This window comes from Pseudoalteromonas sp. AWM4_233, assembly GCF_056158285.1.
Window position 1 is genome coordinate 1129009 of the sequence record NZ_JBSWSZ010000001.1, and the last position, 20498, is coordinate 1149506.

The following is a 20498-nucleotide window of genomic DNA, read 5'->3' on the forward strand; positions in this document are numbered from 1 at the left end:
TACGAAGTGAGATCAGGGAGAAATGAATGTTAAACAATAAAGTTTCAAAAGCAGTTCGCTTAGCGATTGCTTTTGGTGCAGCTTCAACAGCTGCGTTTTCAGCAAATACTTTTGCTGCTGAAGAGACAGAAGCAAAAGAAGAAAAAGTAGAGCGCATCCAGGTTACTGGTTCTCGTATCAAACGTTATTCTGAAGTAGCGCCTACTCCAGTGACAGTTTTCTCAGGTGCAGACCTAAGCGATGCGGGTATTACAAACGTTGGTGATCTTTTAGATTCAACACCATCTGCTGATATCGGTACTTCTTTAACTACTGGCCAAGGTATTTTCGGTGCTGGTATTCGTACAACTAACCTACGTGGCTTAGGTACTGGTCGTACACTAGTTCTAGTAAATGGTAAGCGTTTTGTATCATCAAGTGTTACAAGCTCTGCAGTTGACCTTAACATGATCCCAACTGCTGTAATCAAGCGTGTAGAAATTACTCACGGTGGTGCTTCAGCTGTATACGGTTCTGACGCGATGGCTGGTGTTGTTAACATCATCCTTGAAGACTCTTATGATGGTTTCAGCATTGATGCTCTAACTTCAAGACCGCAACAAGACAATGGTGAAGAAGACGTATTCTCACTAACGTTTGGTAGCGAAAATGAAGATAACAGCTTCATTTTCAATGCAACATATTCAAACATTGGTCAATTAGACGGTCGTGACAGAGATTTTATCCGTGACACGATTGTTACAATGCGTAACCCTGAGAATACAGGTGAAGAAGATGGTATTCCTCAGTTCGTTTTAGCACCGCAAAAATTCCAAGGTTTACCTCAAGTATTAGGCGCTTACGACCGTAAGGGCATGGTAACTCTTGGTGGTCAAAGCTACACATTTGGTCCTAATGGTGAACTAAACCCTGCGAATACAGGTATTGGTCCTCGCCCAGCTCCAAATGCACAAAACCGTTTTTACGGTGAAGATGCTGACGGTTATAAATTCCTAGATCATACATACATTGCAGTACCTCTTGAGCGTCTAAATACGTTTACTGCAATCAACAAAGATATTAATGACGATCATAGTGTTAGCTTTGAAATGGCTTATGGTAAGACGTCATCTGTATCTGATTCAAGCCCAGTATTCCTTGCAAAACCTATTCGTGTTGATAACCCTTTCTGGGGTCAAGATGCAAGAGATATCTTCAATGAGCAAGGTGCAAATCCAGACGACGTAGCTTGGATCACTAAGTTAGGTGTAGGTGGCGGTAAGCGTCAATTCTACAATGATCAAGCATACTTCAGCGGTACTCTATCTGTGAAAGGCGTTATCATGGATGAGTATGACTACGAAGTTTATTACAACTACGGTAGAAATACAGAAGACGCGCATTGGGGCGGTGAGCTTTTAGAAGCACACTTAGATAACGCGCTTGATGCAACACTTCTTGACGGCTCTATTGTTTGTGCTGACAGAAATGATGCTGGCGAAGTTGTTGGTGCTATTGCAGGTTGTGCTCCGTTAAACTTACTTGGCCAAAATGCAGCATCAGAAGAAGCATTAAACTATGTAAATACTGATGGTACACAGCACAGTGTTAAAAGCCAGAAAGTTCTAGGTGCGTCTATCTCAGGTGCTGCTTTTGAACTACCAGCAGGTGCAATTTCGTTTGCTTTAAGCGGTGAATACCGTGAAGAGCGTGGTGAAAGAACGCCAGGTGCAGCAATGCAGAACAACTTACTTTTCAACAACTTTGTTCGTGCATGGGACGGTGAGTTTGACGTAACTGAGCTTGGTTTAGAAGTATCTATCCCACTATTAGCTGATACTTTCTTAGCTGAAGAACTATCACTAGATATTGCATACCGTGCGATGGATTACTCTACAGTAGGTCGTAACAGTGCGTACAAAGTTGGTTTTGCATGGCAGCCAATTGACGATATCCGTGTTAGAGCTACACGTTCGAAATCAGTTCGTGCGCCAGAGCTAGACGATTTGTACAACACAGGTACACAGTCATTCGCATCTTACCGTGATCCATGTGATGCAGTACAAATTGAAGCCGCTGAAGATCAATTTAAAGCAGCAATTCGTGCTAACTGTGCGGCAGATGGTATTCCAGTTGCAGATGAGTGGAGACCAAGTCAGGCATGGCGTGAAGTTACTCCACAAAGTGTAAATGGTGGTAACCCTAACCTTCAGGAAGAGACTTCAGAAGATACATTATTCGGTATCGTATATACTCCGACTGATAACCTTGGTGTAATTGTTGATTACTGGAACTATAAGATTGAAGATGCACTAACATTTGTTGGTCCTCAAACAATCGTTAACAACTGTTACCGCTCTTCTAACTTTGCAACAAACGAGTATTGTCAGTTATTTGACCGTCGTGCAAACTTAGACATCATCGAAGTTAAAGCTGCTTCTGCTAACCTAGCATACATCGAGATGAAGGGTGTTGACATTGAAGCTAACTACAAGCTTGATACATCTTTCGGTGAGTTCAAGTTCCGTGCTATCGCAAACTATCTAGCTGAGAATGAGCGTATTGACGATGTGAACGATGAACAATACACGTTCAACCCTACAGTGGGTGAAGAGCGTTACCCTCGTTGGAAGGCGACTCTAAGCATCGGTTATACACTTGATGATTTATATGTTGGTCTATTCACTAAGTACCGTCACTCAACTGTTCGTGACCGTGTTTGGACAATTGAAAACAACAACTACAACGATATCCGCTCTCATACTGAGTTTGATCTAAATGCTCGCTACAATATTTCTGAGCAATTAACAGTAAGAGCAGGCATCAATAACCTATTTGACGTAACACCACCTCGTGTACCAGGTGTATATGATTCAGATAACGGTTACTACGATATGTACGGTCGTACATTCACTGCAGGTGTTAACTTTAAGTTCTAATTTAAGTTAGCCTGATAAAATTAAAAACCCTCGAAACATTCGAGGGTTTTTTTATTTCACATCAACCACTTTACTTGCCTTTTTATACTGAATTTTAAATCCCTGCCAAGCTGGCAATTCCCATCTTTTAGGTGCATCTTTGCGCGCGCCGCTCTCATAGTGCAGGGTTAAACGCTTTGCTTTAAAGAAATACTCAACCGATAGTTTTAACTCTGGTAAATCGACTTTAAGCGGGTATTTTTCTTTAAACGGTTCTATTAACCAAGACTCGATGCCTTGATAAAATAAGTCTTCGGGTTCGATTAAAGTCAAGTCATCTTGTTCACGAATACCCAAATCAGTCAAAGTTTCTTTCAAGTATTGCTCGGCTGTTGGTAGTGCCTCTGTGATATTTTCTGATTGGTTATATAGATTATGAAAATCAATCATCTCAGTAACTTGCTCGGCAACATCTGGCATTAATTGATTATTGAGAATGAGCTCGACACAGGCGGGAATAAGTGTCTCTGAGGTAACAGGCTCAAGTTCTGACGAAAGCTCTACCCCGGCAAAAATAAGGCTGATATTCACCATGATGTCATCGTCAATGATTGCAGCGTTGTTGAGTGTGGTTTCGCAGTGCGCAAATTCACTAATAAGGCTAAGTGGTATTGGCGCGGCGCAGGTTGCCAGCGTCATGGCTTGTTTTGTGCCTTTACCAGCCATGGCATACGTGTCTAACACTATCATTGCTTGCGCTTTGTCGTTAATGCGAGATTCTTTGGCTGGGATCACTTCGTTATGACCGTTACCAAAAGCACCGCGTCGATTATTTCTTTTTATGTAAAGTAAATCAGGTCGGGCTTGAGCAATATGTTGTAAGAGTAAATTCCTATCAAAATTCGCGGCTTTACTCAGCTCTGGTAATGAAAAGGCCTCTCGTAGTTGTTCGCTAAATTGCTTGGCCTCTTCAAATGCGTTTTGTTCGACATTTACATGAGGGGCTTTACCTCTAAGTAGATTAATAGCTAATTCTAGATCGCAATGATTGGGTAGGGTCTTGTTTAATTCTTCGAGTTGCTTTGAATTATTCGGTAGCTGATAAACCCTTGCTGGCACACTTAAAACGGCAATGGCGTCGATCATGGCTTGTTTTAGTACTCCGCTTGGCATCTGCGTAATTAAGTATGCATATTCTGCGTCTATGGGCAGCGGATATAATACTTTACCCAGTTCAGTGGCGTTTAAGTCGCCATCAAGGGCGGCGACTTTTTGTAATTGTGTAATGGCGGTATTTAACGAGCTACTTGGCAATGGCTCTAAAAATTGTAATGTATGTATGTTGTATCCTGCACAAGCACTCGCCAATACCAGTTCAGACAAGGCTTCCCTGTGAATTTCTGGCGGTGTGGTTTTTATTAGTGGCGCATATTGACCGTATAAGCGTATGCAGCTACCAGCTTGAGTTCGACCTGCGCGGCCAAGTCGCTGTTTTGCAGAGTCCGCAGCTATGGCTTCTAGTGCCAGTACTGTTTTACCGCCGCGAAGATGGGTGCGACGCTCAAGGCCTGAATCAATCACACAGGTAATATTGGGGATGGTCAATGACGTTTCTGCGACATTGGTTGCTAAGATAATACGTTGTTTTGATTGTTGTTTAAGCGCCAAATCTTGCTGTGGTTTATGACAACCACTATACAAACCAATGACAATGGCATCTAACTCCTTGAGCGCACTCGCGGCACTTTGAATTTCGCCTTTGCCCGGTAAAAACACCAAAATATCACCTTGGGTTTCATGCAATGCTTGAGCGCAAGCTTGATATACCTTTGGGGCTAAGTCATGTTTGCTTGGCATCGCCCGCATATCATCTGCAATAAAAGTCTCTTCGACAGGGAACATTTTTCCCTCGCTGTGCAGGTGCGTTGCGTGTAAATAATTACATAAAGGCTGTGTATCTAGTGTGGCAGAGGTGACAATCAGTTTATGGGCTTGGTGACTTTTAAGTAGAGCAAGCAGCAAATCCATGTCCCAGCGACGCTCGTGAAATTCATCAAGCATGACCACATCAAACGCTTTTAATTTAGATTCGAAAAACCACCGGAGTGCAACACCGGGTGTGGCAAATACAACTTGGGTGTTTTCATCAAAGTGACTTTCAAAACGAATGGCGTAGCCAATTTCTTTTCCGAGCGGTTGTAGGCTTTGTTCAGCCAAATATTCTGCAAGTGACGTACAGGCGATACGTCTAGGTTGTACTACCAACACTCGGCCAATTTTTTTTGCCCAAATGGGTAAACACGTTGATTTACCTGAACCAGTACTTGCGCTGATCACAAGCGGAGAAGAATCAATATGAGCGTGAAAATCAGCTTCTATCTGGGCTATGGGTAAAGTCATGGCAGAGTGTTCTATCTTATAATCTTTAAGTTTCTTTGATTTTATCAAAGCTATATTGAAATCGCTGCAATTCGTACCTACTAACTCATTAGTAGAGTAAAGAGAATTCACATGATAAATATTTTCTTGATGTTGGCACTTGTCGCCTTTGTGGTTATTTATTGGCGTTGGCATGATGTAATGAGGCAATATTGGCAGCATAAATATGCTGAGCAAAACCTGTCAGAGCAAGATAAGCAGATCTTACTTAAATATATGCCTATCTATCGTAATATGACCGATAAAGATCGTGAAAAGCTCGAAAATCACATTGTTTGGTTTTTAGGTGAAAAGCGCGTGTTAGGCCGCGATGGTTTAAAAGTGAATCGTGCTATGGCCTTACTGATTGCTGCCGATGCTTGTTTATTGGTACTGAACAGCCTTTGGCCTTTATATCCAAATGTGAAAGAAGTGCTGTTATATCCCAGTAGCTACTATGCGCCACAGCAAAGTCGCGATTCGGCAGGGCTGGTTAATTACCATACTTCGGTTAGACAAGGGGAATCTTGGCCCGGTGGTACTTTGGTTTTAAGTTGGGATAACGTCATTGAAGGGCATAGATTACCTGAAGATGGTCATAATCTGGTATTTCACGAATTTGCCCATCAGCTCGATCAGCAAACAGGGCAAACGAATGGTACACCTCAGTTACATTCAGAGGCCATGTACCAACAATGGGGTAAAGTGTTTACTCGTGCATTTTCAAACTTGAAAAGTCATGTGGCTTACGGCATGCATCATGTTATGCATAGTTATGGGGCAACCAATGAGGCGGAATTTTTTGCGGTGCTGACCGAGACATTCATAGAAAAACCGTTTGAGCTGAAGCAATACGACCCGGAGTTATTCACGTTACTGACGGATTATTACCAGTTTGATCCCCGTAATTGGTACCGTCGATAAAATCTGCAATTGGTGGCTTTTTCTGGCATATCATTCGAAATTTTGTTGCAATCAGTTGTAATGATAACTGAGAGACAACAAGATGAAAAAACAGCTCTATAGTGCGCTCGCACTGTCTGTGTCATTGGCATTAGGCAGTGCACAGGCCGCAGAAAAATCAGAAAAATGGCAAGTTGATGCGCCGCAAGGTGAGTTCTTTGATGCGAAAGTATCAGTAGAGCAAGGTACTTGGATGAATGTTGATGTCAGCCCAGATGGTAAAACCATTGTATTTGATTTGCTTGGCGACATTTACACTATGCCGATGAAAGGCGGTAAAGCCACACAGTTAACTTCAGACATTGGTTGGCAAATGCAACCACGTTTTAGCCCTGATGGTCAGTATATTGCTTTTACTTCAGACCAAGGCGGTGGTGACAATATTTGGGTGATGAAGACCGACGGATCAGAGCAAACCGCCGTTACCAAAGAAACTTTTCGCTTATTAAACAGCCCTGCCTGGAGTCCAGATGGTAACTTTATTGTGGCACGTAAGCACTTTACCGGTACTCGCTCTTTAGGTGCAGGTGAAGTTTGGATGTACCACAAAAGCGGTGGCAATGGTGTTCAACTCACTAAGCGTCCAAATGAGCAAAAAGATTTAGGCGAACCTGCGTTCTCGCCAGATGGACGTTATGTATATTTCTCACAAGATGCCACACCGGGAAAAACTTTCCACTACTCAAAAGATTCAGTGGCAGGCATTTATAAAATTAAGCGTTTAGACAGAGAAACAGGTGAGATCGAGGTGATCTTATCGGGTATGGGCGGTGCCATTCGTCCAACCCCGTCACCAGATGGTAAAACACTGGCATATATTAAACGTGACGATTTTCAATCAAGCCTTTATTTATATGACTTAGAGTCAGGTGAGCATACTAAGCTTTATGGTGAGCTTGAGCGTGATATGCAAGAGACTTGGGCCATTCACGGTGTATATCCAACCATTGCATGGACACCAGATCAAAAACATTTGGTATTCTGGGCAGGTGGTAAAATTCATAAGCTGGCAGTGAAAGACAAGTCAGTTGAAGAAATTACTTTTAAAGTAGAAACCACCAAAAAGCTTCAAAAGGCATTACGTTTTGCACAGGACATTGATGAGCCTGAATTTGATGTGAAAATGCTTCGTAACGTACAAGTCTCTCCTGACGGTGAAACGGCCATTTTTGAAGCCATGGGTCATATTTACAAAAGAGATCTTGAGTCTGGCAAAATTAAGCGTTTGACTAAGCAAAAAGATCATTTTGAATTCTTCCCACAATTTTCTCGAGATGGCAAAAAGATTGTTTATGTCACTTGGGATGACAAAGAGCAGGGCTCGGTACGTGTTGTATCAGCGCGCTCAGGTCGTGGTAAAGCCGTTACTAAACAGCCGGGTAAATATGTAGAGCCCACATTTAGCCCTGATGGCGATACTGTGGTGTACCGTAAAACTTCAGGCAGTTCGATTTTAACGCCTGAGTGGTCTTTAAAGTCGGGTATTTACAAAGTTTCAAGTAAAGGTGGTGAGTCCGAGCTCATCACTGAGTCTGGGTTCCAACCTCAGTTTGCTGACAGAAACGACCGTATTTTTGTAATGGCTGGGTGGCCTAAACCGCAATTGCGCGCAGTAAACCTAGAGACGAAGAAAACACAGGTTTTATACGAATCAAAACATGCGACTGAATACCGCGTATCTCCGGATGGTAAATATCTCGCATTTGCTGAACGTTTTAAGGTATTTGTGACGCCATTTGTAGAAAGTGGCAAAACCATTAATATCTCTCCAAGCGATAAACAATTCCCTGTTGAGCAGTTATCTGTCAGAGCGGGGGAGGGCATTTCATGGAGTGCTAAAGGCGATAAACTATATTGGAGTCTAGGACCTGAGCTTTATCATGCGTCACTTGCAGGCATGTTTGATATCAATAAAGCTGAAGATGCTGACTTTAAAGTGGCCAGTGGCACAAACATTGGTTTCAAGCAGAAAATGGCCGAGCCAAAAGGCATGATAGCGTTAACTGGCGCAACGATTGTCACCATGAAAGGTGAGCAAGTTATCGAAAATGGTGTGGTGCTGACAGATGGCAAGCACATCAAAGCCGTGGGTTCACAAGCTGATGTGCGTATTCCAAAGGGCGCAAAAGTGATTGATGTAACAGGCAAAACTATTTTACCTGGGCTGGTGGATGTACACGCGCACGGTGCGCAAGGCAGTAACGAGATCATTCCAGAGCAAAACTGGAAGAACTTTGCGGGCTTATCTTTAGGTGTAACAACCATTCACGATCCATCTAACGATACCACAGAGATCTTTGCAGCCAGCGAAATGCAAAAAGCAGGTAAAATTGTTGGACCACGTATTTTCTCAACCGGCACAATTTTGTACGGTGCGAATATGCCGGGTTATACATCTCACGTAGATTCATTAGACGATGCTAAGTTCCACTTAGAGCGTTTACAAAAAGTCGGTGCCTTTAGTGTGAAGTCTTATAACCAACCGCGTCGTGAACAGCGTCAGCAAGTAGTTGAAGCGGGTCGTCAGTTAGGCATGATGGTTGTGCCTGAGGGTGGTTCATTGTTACAACACAACCTCACTATGGTCGTTGATGGTCATACTGGTATTGAGCACTCGTTACCTGTCTCGCATATCTATGATGACATTAAGCAGTTATGGTCGCAGACTGATGTAGGTTATACACCAACGTTAGGTGTGGCTTATGGCGGTATTTGGGGTGAAAACTACTGGTACGATAAAACCGATGTGTGGGCTCACCCAAGATTAAGTAAGTTTGTGCCTAAGAACCAATTACTACCACGTTCAATGCGTCGTATTAAGTCACCAGATCACCACTATAATCACTTCAACAACGCGCGTGTGTCTGCTGAATTACAAGATTTAGGTGCACTTGTGAATCTAGGAGCACATGGTCAGCGTGAAGGCCTAGCGGCACACTGGGAAATCTGGATGTTTGCACAAGGTGGCATGACGCCACATGAAGCATTGCGTGCAGCTACGATTGATCCGGCTAAGCATATTGGTCTTGATGAACACATTGGTTCAATTGAGGCGGGCAAATTAGCTGACTTAATCGTACTAGATAAAAACCCACTAGATAACATCAGAGATACGGACAAGATCAGTCATACCATGATCAATGGTCGTTTATTTGATGCGTCTACAATGCAAGAAGTCGGTGCTAAAAAACGCGAGAAGTTATTCTTCGAAGAGTAATTTTTTGACTGGTGAGTGAGGTTTAGGTCTCACTCCTGCTTGATTTTAATCTGACAATATTAAAATCCAGACATAAAAAAACCGCGGTAAAGCGGTTTTTTTATGTCTAACTGTGAGTGGGGATTAAACCACACCACGTGGAAGGCGACAGTCATGCTCTTTTTCAGCAAGACGGATAATCCAGAACTCTTCTGGTGTGTAGCCTTCTTCGTTAGCTTTAACAACAGTAAATGCTGCTTTTTTAGTTTTCGCAGGCGCTGCTGGTTTTTTTGCTTCTTTTTTAGCAGGAGCCGCTTCTTGGCTAGGAGCCGCAGAACCAGAAGTAAGCTCTTCTGTTAGTGCTGCAACATCTGCAAGGCGCATGTTTTTGCCACCATCAATGCTGTACCAGCCAGGTTTAGTTGTGATTTCTGGCTTTTTACCATGGGCAGCTTCATATGCAGCTTCAAAAGCGCTTAATACTTCAGTTTTATCAAGTTTACTCATCGTAGATCCTAGTCGTTAATACGCGGATACGCGGGTTTAATTTAAAGGCGCATTTATACCGAAAATTGGGCTAATTTTCAATTTTTTGCGCCATTTCTCTACTTTTAGCCATCTAAATTGCGATAAAGCGCTGTAAAAGTAAGCATTTTAACGTATTTTTAAGCACTGATTCATAAAGCTTCAGGGTTAATGAATCGTCTTAACGCAATCCATGATTTACCTATGACTTCATGCCAGTGGCTGGTAACCGCTTTTAATACCCCTGAATTTGGAATAAAAAGCTTATAAGTAGAGGTATTTGTATAAGTATAAAATTGCACTGGAGCTTTAAACACATCCACCCCTTGCACATAAAATAAATCACTGGCTCTGGCCATGTGACTTGCTGAGGTGACGAGTGCAACTTTTCTATCGACTAATTTTGGTGCAAGTAGTTTTGCTTCATCGGCTGTGTCTTTAGCTGTTGGGTTGGTCGACACTCGGTGCTTGGCAATACCTAAACTTGTAGCAGTCTCTGCCATTAAATCAGCGCCTGTGGTTTTACCAAAGCCATACCCTGAGACAATCAGTTTGGCTTGTGGGTATGCATTTGCCAGACGAAGCCCTTCAACTAAACGTGATAACGCGCAGCCACCAAGTTGGCCATTTGCTGGCAGACGGCTGTTGGCATAGACATCACAGCCAAGTACAACAATATAGTCGAGCTTTTTGTGTTTTTTAATATCAAAAGGCGCTTGTGTCTTTTCAACAGGTTCAATCAACAGATTTGCGCCGTAAGGTGTACTTATAAACCAAGTAGCAAAAACACAAAGCCAAGCAATTAAGTATGACTTTTTATTCTGCTTTGCGATAAATAATAAACACAGTGACAAGATAATTAAGGTGAGTGGCAAGGGCATCAAGAGGCCGCCGATGATCTTTTTGATTTCAAACATAAAAAAGCCCAAAGAGAGTTTGGGCTAGTTTAAAATAGAATCAGTAAGACAACCAGATGATTTCTGTGGTTATCGTCCGTTACTTTGCTTACACGTATTTAAGAAGTGACGATAGACAGGGTTGTCTTTCATATTTTTCTTCATTGCTAAATACATCGGACGATTTAAACCCAGTGCGCCCAGCGGAATAGACTTAATTAACCCTTGGCTTTCATAAGGTGTTACTAACCAATCAGGAAGAGCGGCAACACCCATACCGGCACTGACTAACTGGAAAATAAGTAATCCTTGATCCACCGTTTTTAATGTACCGTCAAAGCGTGCATTTTGAATAAAATGCTTAAAAATATCTTGGCGCTCTTTTGGAATAGGGTACGAAATAATGGTTTCGTCTTTTAAGTCTAGCGCTGTGACGTAGGCTTTTTTAGCCAGTTCATGATCAGGCGATACAATCAGCTTCAACTTAAAATCAAAAAGATGTGCGTATTCCAGCTTATCGGCTTCACGAATGTCAGAAGTTAACACTAGGTCTAAATCATCGTTGAGTAGCTCAGGAATAGCGTCGTAGCTAAACCCGCGCTCATAATCTACATGGATGTCAGGCCAGAAATTGTTAAATTCTTTGATTGTCGGCAGTAACCAATGGAAACATGCGTGACATTCAACACTTAAGCGCAGTTGAGAAATTGGCTGATTGAGGCTTTCTTTTAATCGACACTTGGTTGCTTCTACTCTTGGTAACACTTCGTTGGCCAATTCTAGTAGTAGCATACCTTGTGGGGTAAAACGCACCGGTTGTGTTTTTCTTTCGAACAGCTGACAGTCCAATTTATTCTCTAAGTCTTTAATTTGATGAGATAAAGCTGATTGAGTTAAAAACAGTTCACGGGCTGTATTAACGAGCGAGCCGGTTTCTTTAAGCGTTGAAATGGTTTTTAAATGTTTAATATCTATCATCTTCAATAAATCTCATTCTTAGAGTGAGCAAAATTCAGAGTTCACCTATTCCTGAACTGCATAACTTTAATTTCCGTGTTTGCTAGTTTATAAAAACAGCATAAAACTGTGTTTAATTAGCAAAATCACTATAACACTATTTTTGACAGCGTTGTCATGTTTTGATCATATTTTTTACAATTTTATTTGATTAATTTTGTTCATGTTAAAACTGAAAAACCATCAATTGTCTTCATCCTATCTCATGTTAATACTTTTAGCCATCTAAACATCCGTATAATTTTAAGGAAAGAGCATGGCGCATATTCATAATTTAGGTTTTCCTAGAGTTGGCAAAAAACGTGAACTCAAATTTGCAGTCGAAGCGTATTGGCGAGGCGAGCTCACTCAGGCCGAGTTACTAGAGAAAGGCAAAGTTATCAGAGCCGAGAATTGGGCGATACAGGCTGAAGCGGGCATTGAATTACTCCCGGTTGGCGATTTTGCATGGTATGACCATGTACTCAATACCAGTTTATTAGTAGGGGCTACACCAAAGCGTCATTTAAATACTGATGGTAGTGTTGACCTAGATACATTATTCAGAGTAGGTCGAGGTAAAGCGCCAAGTGGTTGTGCTTGTGCTGCGAGTGAAATGACTAAGTGGTTTAATACCAACTACCACTATATAGTACCCGAGCTTTCTGAAGAGCAAACTTTTGAACTTAGCTGGCAAGCATTGTTTGAAGAAGTCGTTGAAGCACACAGTCTTGGTTATAAAGTTAAACCTGTTTTGGTAGGACCTATAACTTATTTGTATTTAGCCAAATGTGCAGATGAGCCGTTTAATAAGCTTTTGCTTCTGGAGAGGTTACTACCGGTTTATCAGCAAGTATTACAAAAGCTGTCTGAACTTGGCGTTGAATGGGTACAGATTGATGAGCCAATACTTGCCCTTGAGCTGTCAGATGAGTATCGCAGTGCATTAGATACTTCCTTAGCAGCACTTAACAAACAAGGTGTAAAGATCTTACTCGCCAGTTATTTTGATTCAGTAAAAGATTACTATGAAGATATTCAGCAATATCCTGTTGCAGGCGTGCATTTTGATTGTGTGGCAGGTGAGCAAGATCTTGCAAAGTTAAACCAGCTTTTAAATGACGACCAAGTTTTATCTTTGGGGGTTATCAATGGCCGTAATATTTGGCGAGCAGACCTGTCTTCTATTTATGATCAAATCGAGCCCATAGCACAAAGTCGTGGTGATAATTTATGGTTAGCACCGTCATGTTCATTACTCCATAGCCCAGTAGATTTAGATCAAGAAGAAAAGCTTGATGTTGAATTACGTTCTTGGTTGGCGTTCGCAAAACAAAAGGCACAAGAACTTAAGCTACTTAAGACGACCATTGGGAATAAAGCACTAACAACTTTAGATTTATATTCTGCGTCCGTAAAAGCCAGAGCGAGTTCTAAGCGCGTAAATAACATTGTGGTTCAAGAAAAAGTGGCATCACTTACTGCCGAGCACGCAAAGCGACAAAGTGAATTTGCCAAACGTGTTAAAAAGCAACAAGCCGTATTAGGACTGCCTTTATTACCAACTACAACCATAGGCTCTTTTCCACAGACGCAAGCCATTCGCCAAGCACGAAAAGAGTGTAAAGCCGGTGTTATTTCAGCCGCAGAGTACGAAAACCAAATGCAAGCGGAGATCCGTTATGCGGTTGAAGAGCAAGAAGCGCTTGATATCGATGTGCTAGTGCATGGTGAGGCTGAGCGTAATGATATGGTTGAGTATTTTGGTGAGCAGCTCGAAGGATTTGCATTGACGCAATTTGGTTGGGTGCAAAGCTATGGTTCTCGCTGTGTTAAACCGCCTATTATCTGGGGCGATGTATCTCGAGAAAAGCCAATGACTGTGAACTGGACGCAATATGCGCAAGCGCAAACCACTAAGAAAATGAAAGGTATGCTTACAGGGCCTGTCACCATTTTATTTTGGTCATTTGTTAGAGATGATCTCGACAAGCCAAGCATTGCAAATCAAATCGCATTAGCACTTCGAGATGAAGTCGTCGATTTACAAAACGCGGGAATTGATATCATACAAATTGACGAACCAGCATTTCGAGAAGGCATGCCATTAAAGGCAAGTGAATGGCAAAGTTACCTTGATTGGGCTGCATATGCATTTAGAGTGTCGGCATCGGGGGTTAAAGATGAAACGCAAATTCATACGCACATGTGTTATGCAGAGTTCAACGACATTATTGGTGCAATCGCCGATATGGATGCTGATGTGATCACCATAGAAACATCTCGGTCGAACATGGAACTACTTAATGCTTTTGAAGATTTTGCTTACCCAAATGAGATTGGTCCCGGAGTGTATGATATTCATAGCCCAAACGTGCCAGACATTGCTTGGATCAAATCCTTGATCCATAAAGCCGCCAAGAAGATCCCAGTTGAACGTTTGTGGGTGAATCCTGATTGCGGTCTAAAAACTCGTGGGTGGGAAGAAACCAGAACTGCACTTGATAATATGGTGAAAGCGACCAAAGAGCTAAGAAAGGAACTAGGATAAAATTAGCTAGAAGATAAAAAACCTGCTTAATGCAGGTTTTTTTATTGATTTTAGTGGAAGATCACTTTTAAATCGGTAGCACCATCTCTGTATGTTTGAGTAACAATTCCATGGCTTTATCTGCTGGCAGTGGCTTTGACACAATATAGCCTTGACCAAATTGGCAACCTTTACGTTTTAGTAGCGCCCATTGTTTTGGGTTCTCAATACCTTCAGCAACCACAGTTAACCTTAAAGAGTGGGCTAGAGATAAAATAGCATCTACCAAGGGGTTCTCTTTTTGTGTTAATTGATCCACAAAGCTCTTATCTATTTTCAGTACATGGATCGGTAACTGATGAAGATAACCTAGCGCCGAATAGCCCGTACCAAAATCATCTAGATAAAGTTTTACACCGAGTGGTTCTAATCCTTCAATAATTCGCGTTGCTAGGCTGAGGTTTTCAATTAAACCAGATTCTGTTATTTCTAAACACAATGTCCCATTGGGTAACTGGTATTTGGTGTAGATCTCTTTCATAAATTCTACAAACTCAAGACTGGCAAAGTGACGAGAAGAGACATTGACGGTTACTCGAATTGTCGGCATACCCGCGCGACGCCATTTTTGTAACTGTGCGCCTGCAAGTTCCAATAGGTGCAAGTCTAGGTCAATGATCTGACCTGTTTGCTCTGCAATAGGAATAAAATCATTAGGTGGTACAAAGCCAGTTTTTGGGTGATGCCATCTTACCAACGCTTCAAAGCTGACAATATGGGGGTCTTGCAAAGCAAAAATAGGCTGAAAGAACAGCTCGAACTCATTGTTTTTGATGCCATGTTGTAAGTCATTTTCAATATCGGCTTGACGCTTTAGCTTACGGCGCATGGCGTTATTGAAATAACAGACTTGGCCTCGACCACGAGACTTGGCTTCATACATGGCAGCATCGGCCTGTTGTAGTAATGAAATCGCATTATCTTGGGCACTTTCTGTAAATGCCACCCCAATGCTACTAGATGCTTGCAAAACATGACCATCAATATGCAAAGGTTTTGCAATTGCATTGGTGATGCGCTCAAGTGCCAATTCTACTTGGTGTTTGTCCTGAACATTTTCCATGAAAATCGCAAATTCATCACCGCCCAATCGCGCAAAGGTATCTGTTTTTCGAATACAGCTTTTGATCATTTCCACAATGGCAATAAGAAAATGGTCGCCGACATCGTGACCGAGAGAATCATTAATACTTTTAAATCGGTCAAGATCTAAGTAAAGCAAGCAATGAAGGTTTTTTTGTTTGGCGCGGCCTAAAGCCAATATGGCATGTTTGACACGTTCAAATAATAAATAACGATTTGCCAAACCAGTTAGCTCATCGTGTAATGCTCTATGTTCAAGAGCTTGGCGAGAAATTTGACGATCAATGGCCATACTTACTTGGCGGCTTATATAGGTCAGAATCTCTAAGTCGTGTTCTTCAAAGCTTTTATGTTTTTGGTAGCTTTGTAACACAATAACACCTTGATACTGTTCATTAACGGTAAAAGGCACACCCAACCAAGAAAGTGGCGAACGACCGAGCATTTTAAAGTGTCCGTCTTCAATATGCTGTTTAAATTGAGCTTGATCACACAGCAGCGCTTTATTACTTTTCAGCAAATAATACGACGCGGAATCTTTTAATTGATCTTTTGAAATTTTTGGCGTTGCTAAACACTTTAATTCACTTTCAATAAGGTATTTAATTTCTAAGACATCTGACTTGCGGTTATAAAGTGCAATAAAAAAATTTTCCGCGGGTAACTGAGTATTAATGATTTGATATAAATCATCATAAAATGCATTTAGATCGGCTGACTTATATGCGATGTTGGCAATTTTTAATAAACATTGTTCAAGTTGTTGCGCTTGGTTTAATTGTCTTACTGTCGTTGTTAAATTATCAAGTGTACGAACCTGATATATTTTTGCGCTTAATAAATGAGCAACGGTAGACAGTATTTGTAGATGTGCATCGGTAAAATAATTTAATTCAGGGTGTTCACAATCAATTACCCCGAGTAGGGTATTTTCATAAACTAAAGGCACACAAATTTCTGAAAGGGCAGGGCGAGAATCGGCAATATACATTGCTTCTTTTCTAACATCCCCAGACACAAAAGGGACTTGCGTTCGGGCCACATGCCCGGTGATACCTTGACCAATTGGAATACGAGTCTGGGCAACTTGGTAATCGATGCTTTGATGCGCGACACCCATAGATGCAACTTCTTCTAAGAATTCAGCCTGCTCATCTGCAAGATAAATAACACAGTCGACAAAGCCTAAACGACTTACTACTTGAGAAGTTACATAATCAAAAAGTTCATCTAGCTGGGTGATTTGCAAAAGCGAAGATGAAAATTGATTTATAATGCTGAGCTGTTCGGTTTTTGATTCTAATTTGTTGTTATTCGAAAGCATGCACAATATTCATTCTGGTCCATGGCTATACGTTAACCTACTTGTCGTTAAAACGACATAATAAAATAGGGTTATTAACGAATTTGATTGTAAATGAGTGTATAGAAGTTGGGAGTATTTCGTCCTAAAAACTTTACTAGATAAGGCTAAGTGCCTATGATCGAGCAAACTGAGGAGCGGAAATAAGCAATGACAAGTAAAGCAACTACCTTAACAATTACCAGACCTGATGATTGGCATATTCACCTTCGTGATGGTGTGCAGTTAAAAGATACCGTCCGTGATGTGAGCCGTTACATGGGGCGTGCCATTATCATGCCAAATCTTGTACCACCTGCAACTTGTACAGATACAGCATTATCATATCGTGATCGTATTATGGCTGCAGAGCCACAAGGCAATTTTGAGCCTCTTATGGTTTTATATCTAACAGATAAAACTACTCCTGAAGAAATCAGAAAAGCAAAAGCGACAGGTAAAATCTTCGCTGCAAAACTTTACCCTGCTGGTGCAACGACCAATTCAGACTCAGGTGTTACTGACATTGAAAATGTATTTCCTGCATTAGAAGCAATGCAAGAAGTGGGCATGTTGTTATTAGTGCATGGTGAAGTAACAGACTCTTCAATCGATATCTTCGACAGAGAGAGAGTGTTTTTAGAAACAAAACTATCTAAAGTTGTTGATGCTTTCCCTGGACTTAAAATTGTACTAGAGCACATCACAACAAAAGATGCGGTTGAGTTTGTTGAAGCAGCTTCTGACAATGTAGCTGCTACTATTACTGCCCACCACTTACTTTATAACCGTAATCATATGTTAGCTGGTGGTATTCGCCCTCATTATTATTGTTTACCTATTCTTAAGCGTAATACACATCAACAGGCACTAATAAAAGCTGCTACAAGTGGTAATCCTAAGTTTTTCTTAGGTACTGATTCTGCGCCTCATGCCAAAGATAAGAAAGAAGCAGCATGCGGTTGTGCGGGTGCTTATACTGCTCACGCAGCAATTGAGTTATATGCTGAAGCATTTGAAGAAGTAGATGCATTAGATAAGCTAGAAGGCTTTGCTAGTCACTTTGGTGCTGATTTTTATGGTTTGCCTAGAAACAGCGATACCATCACGCTAGAGAAGTCACCTTGGCAGGTGCCTGACAGTTACCCACTAGGTGATGCAGATGTTGTGCCTATTAAAGCGGGTGCAGAAATCGACTGGAAAGTAGTTTAAATATAACTTAACTATTTTTTGTAATCTCTAAAACGCGCATTAAGCGCGTTTTTTTGTGCAATTATATTTCGTAACAAATATAATATTTGCAAGTTTTTAATATATTTATACTATTAATATGAGTGTGTAATTGATTTAAAATACACAACTAAGCTAAATAGAAATTAAATATTTGAGAGAAGGCAATGAAAGAAATAAAATCATTTATTAAGTCTGCAAGTGTTAGTGAGTTAGAAAAAGCACTTGGATTAATAAACGACGCAATTGCCTCACAAAAAGCGCAGGAAGCTGCAAAAGCAGAAGTATTAGCTTTAATTAAAGATAAAGGACTGACTGTTGAGGATTTGCTTGAAAGTGCTCCGACTGACAAACGCAGTAAAGTAGCCATTAAATATCGCATGGAGAAAGACGGTGAGATATTTGAATGGAGTGGTCGTGGAAAACGTCCTAAAGTATTTGTTGATGTTGACCTGCAACAATACGCAGTAATTTAAGTTTAGTCTTTAGGTGAGCAGGCTTATAGCCTGCTCATTTGTTTTAGAGGTTAGTTATTTACACGCTCAGACCTTATCAGCAAGAAGCTGTTCAAAATACCATTTCTCATTTTAAGAAAACCAACGACCCAGCAGTAATCGTTTTACCAACAGGTGCAGGTAAAAGTCTTGTGATTGCAGAGTTGGCTAGACTTGCCCGAAAAAAAATTCTTGTTTTAGCTCATGTAAAAGAGTTGGTAGAGCAAAATAGTGAAAAATATAAAAGTTTTGGGCTACAAGCGAGTATTTTCTCAGCAGGTTTAAAACAAAAGTCACTTATTCATCAAGTCACCTTTGCCAGTGTCCAATCGCTTTCCAAAAATATCGACCAATTAAATGAAGAATACTCCTTAGTCATTATTGATGAATGCCACCGCGTAAATGGGGATGATAAAAGTCAGTACGGCAAAGTCATTTCAGCTTTGAAAGAACATAACGCGAGTTTAAAGGTGTTAGGTTTAACCGCGACACCATATCGTTTAGGCATGGGTTGGATCTATCAACATCATTATCATGGCTTTGCCAGAGGTAATAGCGACTCTCCATTTAAGAAGTGTATTTTCGAGCTACCTTTAAGGTATATGATAAGCAATAAATACCTTACGCCGCCTAAACAAGTTGATCCGGCAATAAAACATTATGATTTCTCGAGTCTGACAACAGATAATTTTGGCAGGTTTAGTGAAACAGAAATGAATAGTTTGTTAGATAGCCAAACCCGAGCGACAAAAAGCATCATCGACCATGTGATAGAGCAAAGCACTTCAAGAAAAGGTGTAATGATCTTCGCTGCCACGGTTATGCATGCGAAAGAAATTTTTTCGTACTTGCCGCAAAGTGATGCTGCACTGGTGATTGGTGATACCCATCAGGCAGAGCGTGATGCCATTATTAAGAACTTCAAAAACAAACAAATAAAGTACCTTATAAATGTATCCGTTCTGACGACTGGTTTCGATGCCCCCCATGTTGATTTTATCGCTATATTAAGACCAACCGAATCCGTCAGTTTGTATCAACAAATAGTTGGACGAGGTTTACGGCTTGCTGATGACAAAAAAGATTGTCTCGTTATGGACTTTGCAGGTAATCAGTTTGATTTGTTCCAACCTGAAGTGGGGGCTAAAAAACCAAGTTCAGATAATGAACCGGTTCAAGTACTTTGTCCTGGTTGTGGCTTTGCAAATATATTCTGGGGCAAAACAGATGAGCAAGGCAAAGTCATAGAACATTTTGGCCGCCGTTGTCAGGGATTACTAGATAATGGCGAAGAAGAGCAACAATGTGACTACCGCTTTAAATTTAAAGAATGTGATGAATGTGGGGCTGAAAATGACATAGCAGCGAGGCAATGTCATCAATGTCATTCTATTATGGCTGATCCGGATGATAAATTGAGAGCGGCACTGAATCTCAAAAACGCTATGGTTTTACGTTGTAGTGGTTTGTCTATTACAACTCTGGCCAATGAAAAGATAAAAGTAACTTACTTTGATGAAGACGGCGCATCTTGTAGTGAGGTGTATGACTTTAATAACAGTAAAAGTGTGTACGTTTTTAATAAGCAATACGCAAAACGTGTGTCTGGTGTCTCTTCTCCAATTAACTTTAAGCAGGCTTCGGTAGTTCAACAATATGCGTACCAATTAAAAGCACCAGACTTTGTGATTGCAAACCAACATAAGAAGTACGGTTGGCAAGTAAATGAAAAGCTATTTGATTATGAAGGTAGCTATAGAGTCGCGGATAAGTCTTAAACCCTCAAACAGAACGCCATATTTGTATGTTTTATAGCCTAAATATATATGAAAATAGGTGTTTCGTTCAAAATATACGCGAACAGTTGG

12 protein-coding genes are annotated in these 20498 nt (G+C 41.1%); 7 read left to right on the forward strand and 5 right to left on the reverse strand.

Features of this window, described 5'->3' with window-relative positions; genetic code table 11:
- Nucleotides 1-26 precede the first annotated feature (26 nt).
- Nucleotides 27-2918, forward strand: coding sequence for a TonB-dependent receptor domain-containing protein (locus ACXAC4_RS04960; RefSeq protein ID WP_475159479.1), 2892 nt, complete (start codon nucleotides 27-29; stop codon nucleotides 2916-2918).
- Nucleotides 2919-2969: 51 nt separating this feature from the next.
- Here the strand turns inward: ACXAC4_RS04960 and ACXAC4_RS04965 are convergent, their stop codons facing one another.
- Nucleotides 2970-5297 (reverse strand): helicase-related protein, encoded by a 2328-nt coding sequence (locus ACXAC4_RS04965; RefSeq protein WP_475159481.1) that lies wholly within the window; start codon nucleotides 5295-5297, stop codon nucleotides 2970-2972.
- A 111-nt stretch (nucleotides 5298-5408) separates the two neighbouring features.
- On the opposite strand from ACXAC4_RS04965, the gene ACXAC4_RS04970 reads away from it, so the two are divergent.
- The gene (locus ACXAC4_RS04970; protein ID WP_475159482.1) at nucleotides 5409-6239 is read left to right on the forward strand and encodes a M90 family metallopeptidase; all 831 of its coding nucleotides are present in this window, start codon (nucleotides 5409-5411) and stop codon (nucleotides 6237-6239) included.
- Between the two features lie 82 nt (nucleotides 6240-6321).
- On the forward strand, nucleotides 6322-9495 hold the full coding sequence (locus ACXAC4_RS04975; RefSeq protein WP_475159484.1) for an amidohydrolase family protein: 3174 nt from the start codon (nucleotides 6322-6324) through the stop codon (nucleotides 9493-9495).
- 123 nt (nucleotides 9496-9618) lie between these two features.
- Here the strand turns inward: ACXAC4_RS04975 and ACXAC4_RS04980 are convergent, their stop codons facing one another.
- The 3 genes from ACXAC4_RS04980 to ACXAC4_RS04990 all read right to left on the reverse strand — a co-directional run bounded on the left by ACXAC4_RS04980 (nucleotide 9619) and on the right by ACXAC4_RS04990 (nucleotide 11873).
- Complete coding sequence (locus ACXAC4_RS04980; RefSeq protein WP_058029303.1) at nucleotides 9619-9981, reverse strand: hypothetical protein; 363 nt, start codon at nucleotides 9979-9981, stop codon at nucleotides 9619-9621.
- 170 nt (nucleotides 9982-10151) lie between these two features.
- Nucleotides 10152-10916, reverse strand: coding sequence for a YdcF family protein (locus tag ACXAC4_RS04985; RefSeq protein WP_475159487.1), 765 nt, complete (start codon nucleotides 10914-10916; stop codon nucleotides 10152-10154).
- 69 nt (nucleotides 10917-10985) lie between these two features.
- On the reverse strand, nucleotides 10986-11873 hold the full coding sequence (locus tag ACXAC4_RS04990) for a LysR substrate-binding domain-containing protein (protein WP_058029305.1): 888 nt from the start codon (nucleotides 11871-11873) through the stop codon (nucleotides 10986-10988).
- Nucleotides 11874-12168: 295 nt separating this feature from the next.
- Between ACXAC4_RS04990 and metE the strand changes: the two genes are divergently transcribed.
- Nucleotides 12169-14442 carry a 5-methyltetrahydropteroyltriglutamate--homocysteine S-methyltransferase gene (metE, locus tag ACXAC4_RS04995; protein WP_475159490.1) on the forward strand — a complete coding sequence of 758 codons (2274 nt, stop codon included), beginning with the start codon at nucleotides 12169-12171 and terminating at the stop codon, nucleotides 14440-14442.
- A 67-nt stretch (nucleotides 14443-14509) separates the two neighbouring features.
- Here metE and ACXAC4_RS05000 read toward each other — a convergent pair whose 3' ends face one another.
- The gene (locus ACXAC4_RS05000) at nucleotides 14510-16888 is read right to left on the reverse strand and encodes a bifunctional diguanylate cyclase/phosphodiesterase (RefSeq protein ID WP_475159492.1); all 2379 of its coding nucleotides are present in this window, start codon (nucleotides 16886-16888) and stop codon (nucleotides 14510-14512) included.
- A gap of 189 nt (nucleotides 16889-17077) precedes the next feature.
- On the opposite strand from ACXAC4_RS05000, the gene pyrC reads away from it, so the two are divergent.
- The 3 genes from pyrC (at nucleotide 17078) to radD (ending at nucleotide 20408) form a co-directional block, all read left to right on the forward strand.
- The gene (gene pyrC / locus ACXAC4_RS05005) at nucleotides 17078-18118 is read left to right on the forward strand and encodes a dihydroorotase (RefSeq protein ID WP_138483834.1); all 1041 of its coding nucleotides are present in this window, start codon (nucleotides 17078-17080) and stop codon (nucleotides 18116-18118) included.
- A 185-nt stretch (nucleotides 18119-18303) separates the two neighbouring features.
- A complete protein-coding gene (locus tag ACXAC4_RS05010) occupies nucleotides 18304-18612 on the forward strand; it encodes an H-NS histone family protein (RefSeq protein ID WP_130255726.1) in 309 nt (102 codons plus the stop codon).
- 56 nt (nucleotides 18613-18668) lie between these two features.
- Nucleotides 18669-20408, forward strand: a complete 1740-nt coding sequence (gene radD / locus ACXAC4_RS05015) for a DNA repair helicase RadD (RefSeq protein ID WP_475164055.1) — start codon at nucleotides 18669-18671, stop codon at nucleotides 20406-20408.
- Nucleotides 20409-20498: the final 90 nt, after the last annotated feature.

What these genes read in the sequence shown, in the direction of transcription:
- ACXAC4_RS04960 (WP_475159479.1), top strand. Translation starts at nt 27, where the DNA reads ATGTTAAACAATAAAGTTTCAAAAGCAGTTCGCTTAGCGATTGCTTTT.
- ACXAC4_RS04965 (WP_475159481.1), bottom strand. Translation starts at nt 5,297, where the DNA reads ATGACTTTACCCATAGCCCAGATAGAAGCTGATTTTCACGCTCATATT.
- ACXAC4_RS04970 (WP_475159482.1), top strand. Translation starts at nt 5,409, where the DNA reads ATGATAAATATTTTCTTGATGTTGGCACTTGTCGCCTTTGTGGTTATT.
- ACXAC4_RS04975 (WP_475159484.1), top strand. Translation starts at nt 6,322, where the DNA reads ATGAAAAAACAGCTCTATAGTGCGCTCGCACTGTCTGTGTCATTGGCA.
- ACXAC4_RS04980 (WP_058029303.1), bottom strand. Translation starts at nt 9,981, where the DNA reads ATGAGTAAACTTGATAAAACTGAAGTATTAAGCGCTTTTGAAGCTGCA.
- ACXAC4_RS04985 (WP_475159487.1), bottom strand. Translation starts at nt 10,916, where the DNA reads ATGTTTGAAATCAAAAAGATCATCGGCGGCCTCTTGATGCCCTTGCCA.
- ACXAC4_RS04990 (WP_058029305.1), bottom strand. Translation starts at nt 11,873, where the DNA reads ATGATAGATATTAAACATTTAAAAACCATTTCAACGCTTAAAGAAACC.
- metE (WP_475159490.1), top strand. Translation starts at nt 12,169, where the DNA reads ATGGCGCATATTCATAATTTAGGTTTTCCTAGAGTTGGCAAAAAACGT.
- ACXAC4_RS05000 (WP_475159492.1), bottom strand. Translation starts at nt 16,888, where the DNA reads ATGCTTTCGAATAACAACAAATTAGAATCAAAAACCGAACAGCTCAGC.
- pyrC (WP_138483834.1), top strand. Translation starts at nt 17,078, where the DNA reads ATGACAAGTAAAGCAACTACCTTAACAATTACCAGACCTGATGATTGG.
- ACXAC4_RS05010 (WP_130255726.1), top strand. Translation starts at nt 18,304, where the DNA reads ATGAAAGAAATAAAATCATTTATTAAGTCTGCAAGTGTTAGTGAGTTA.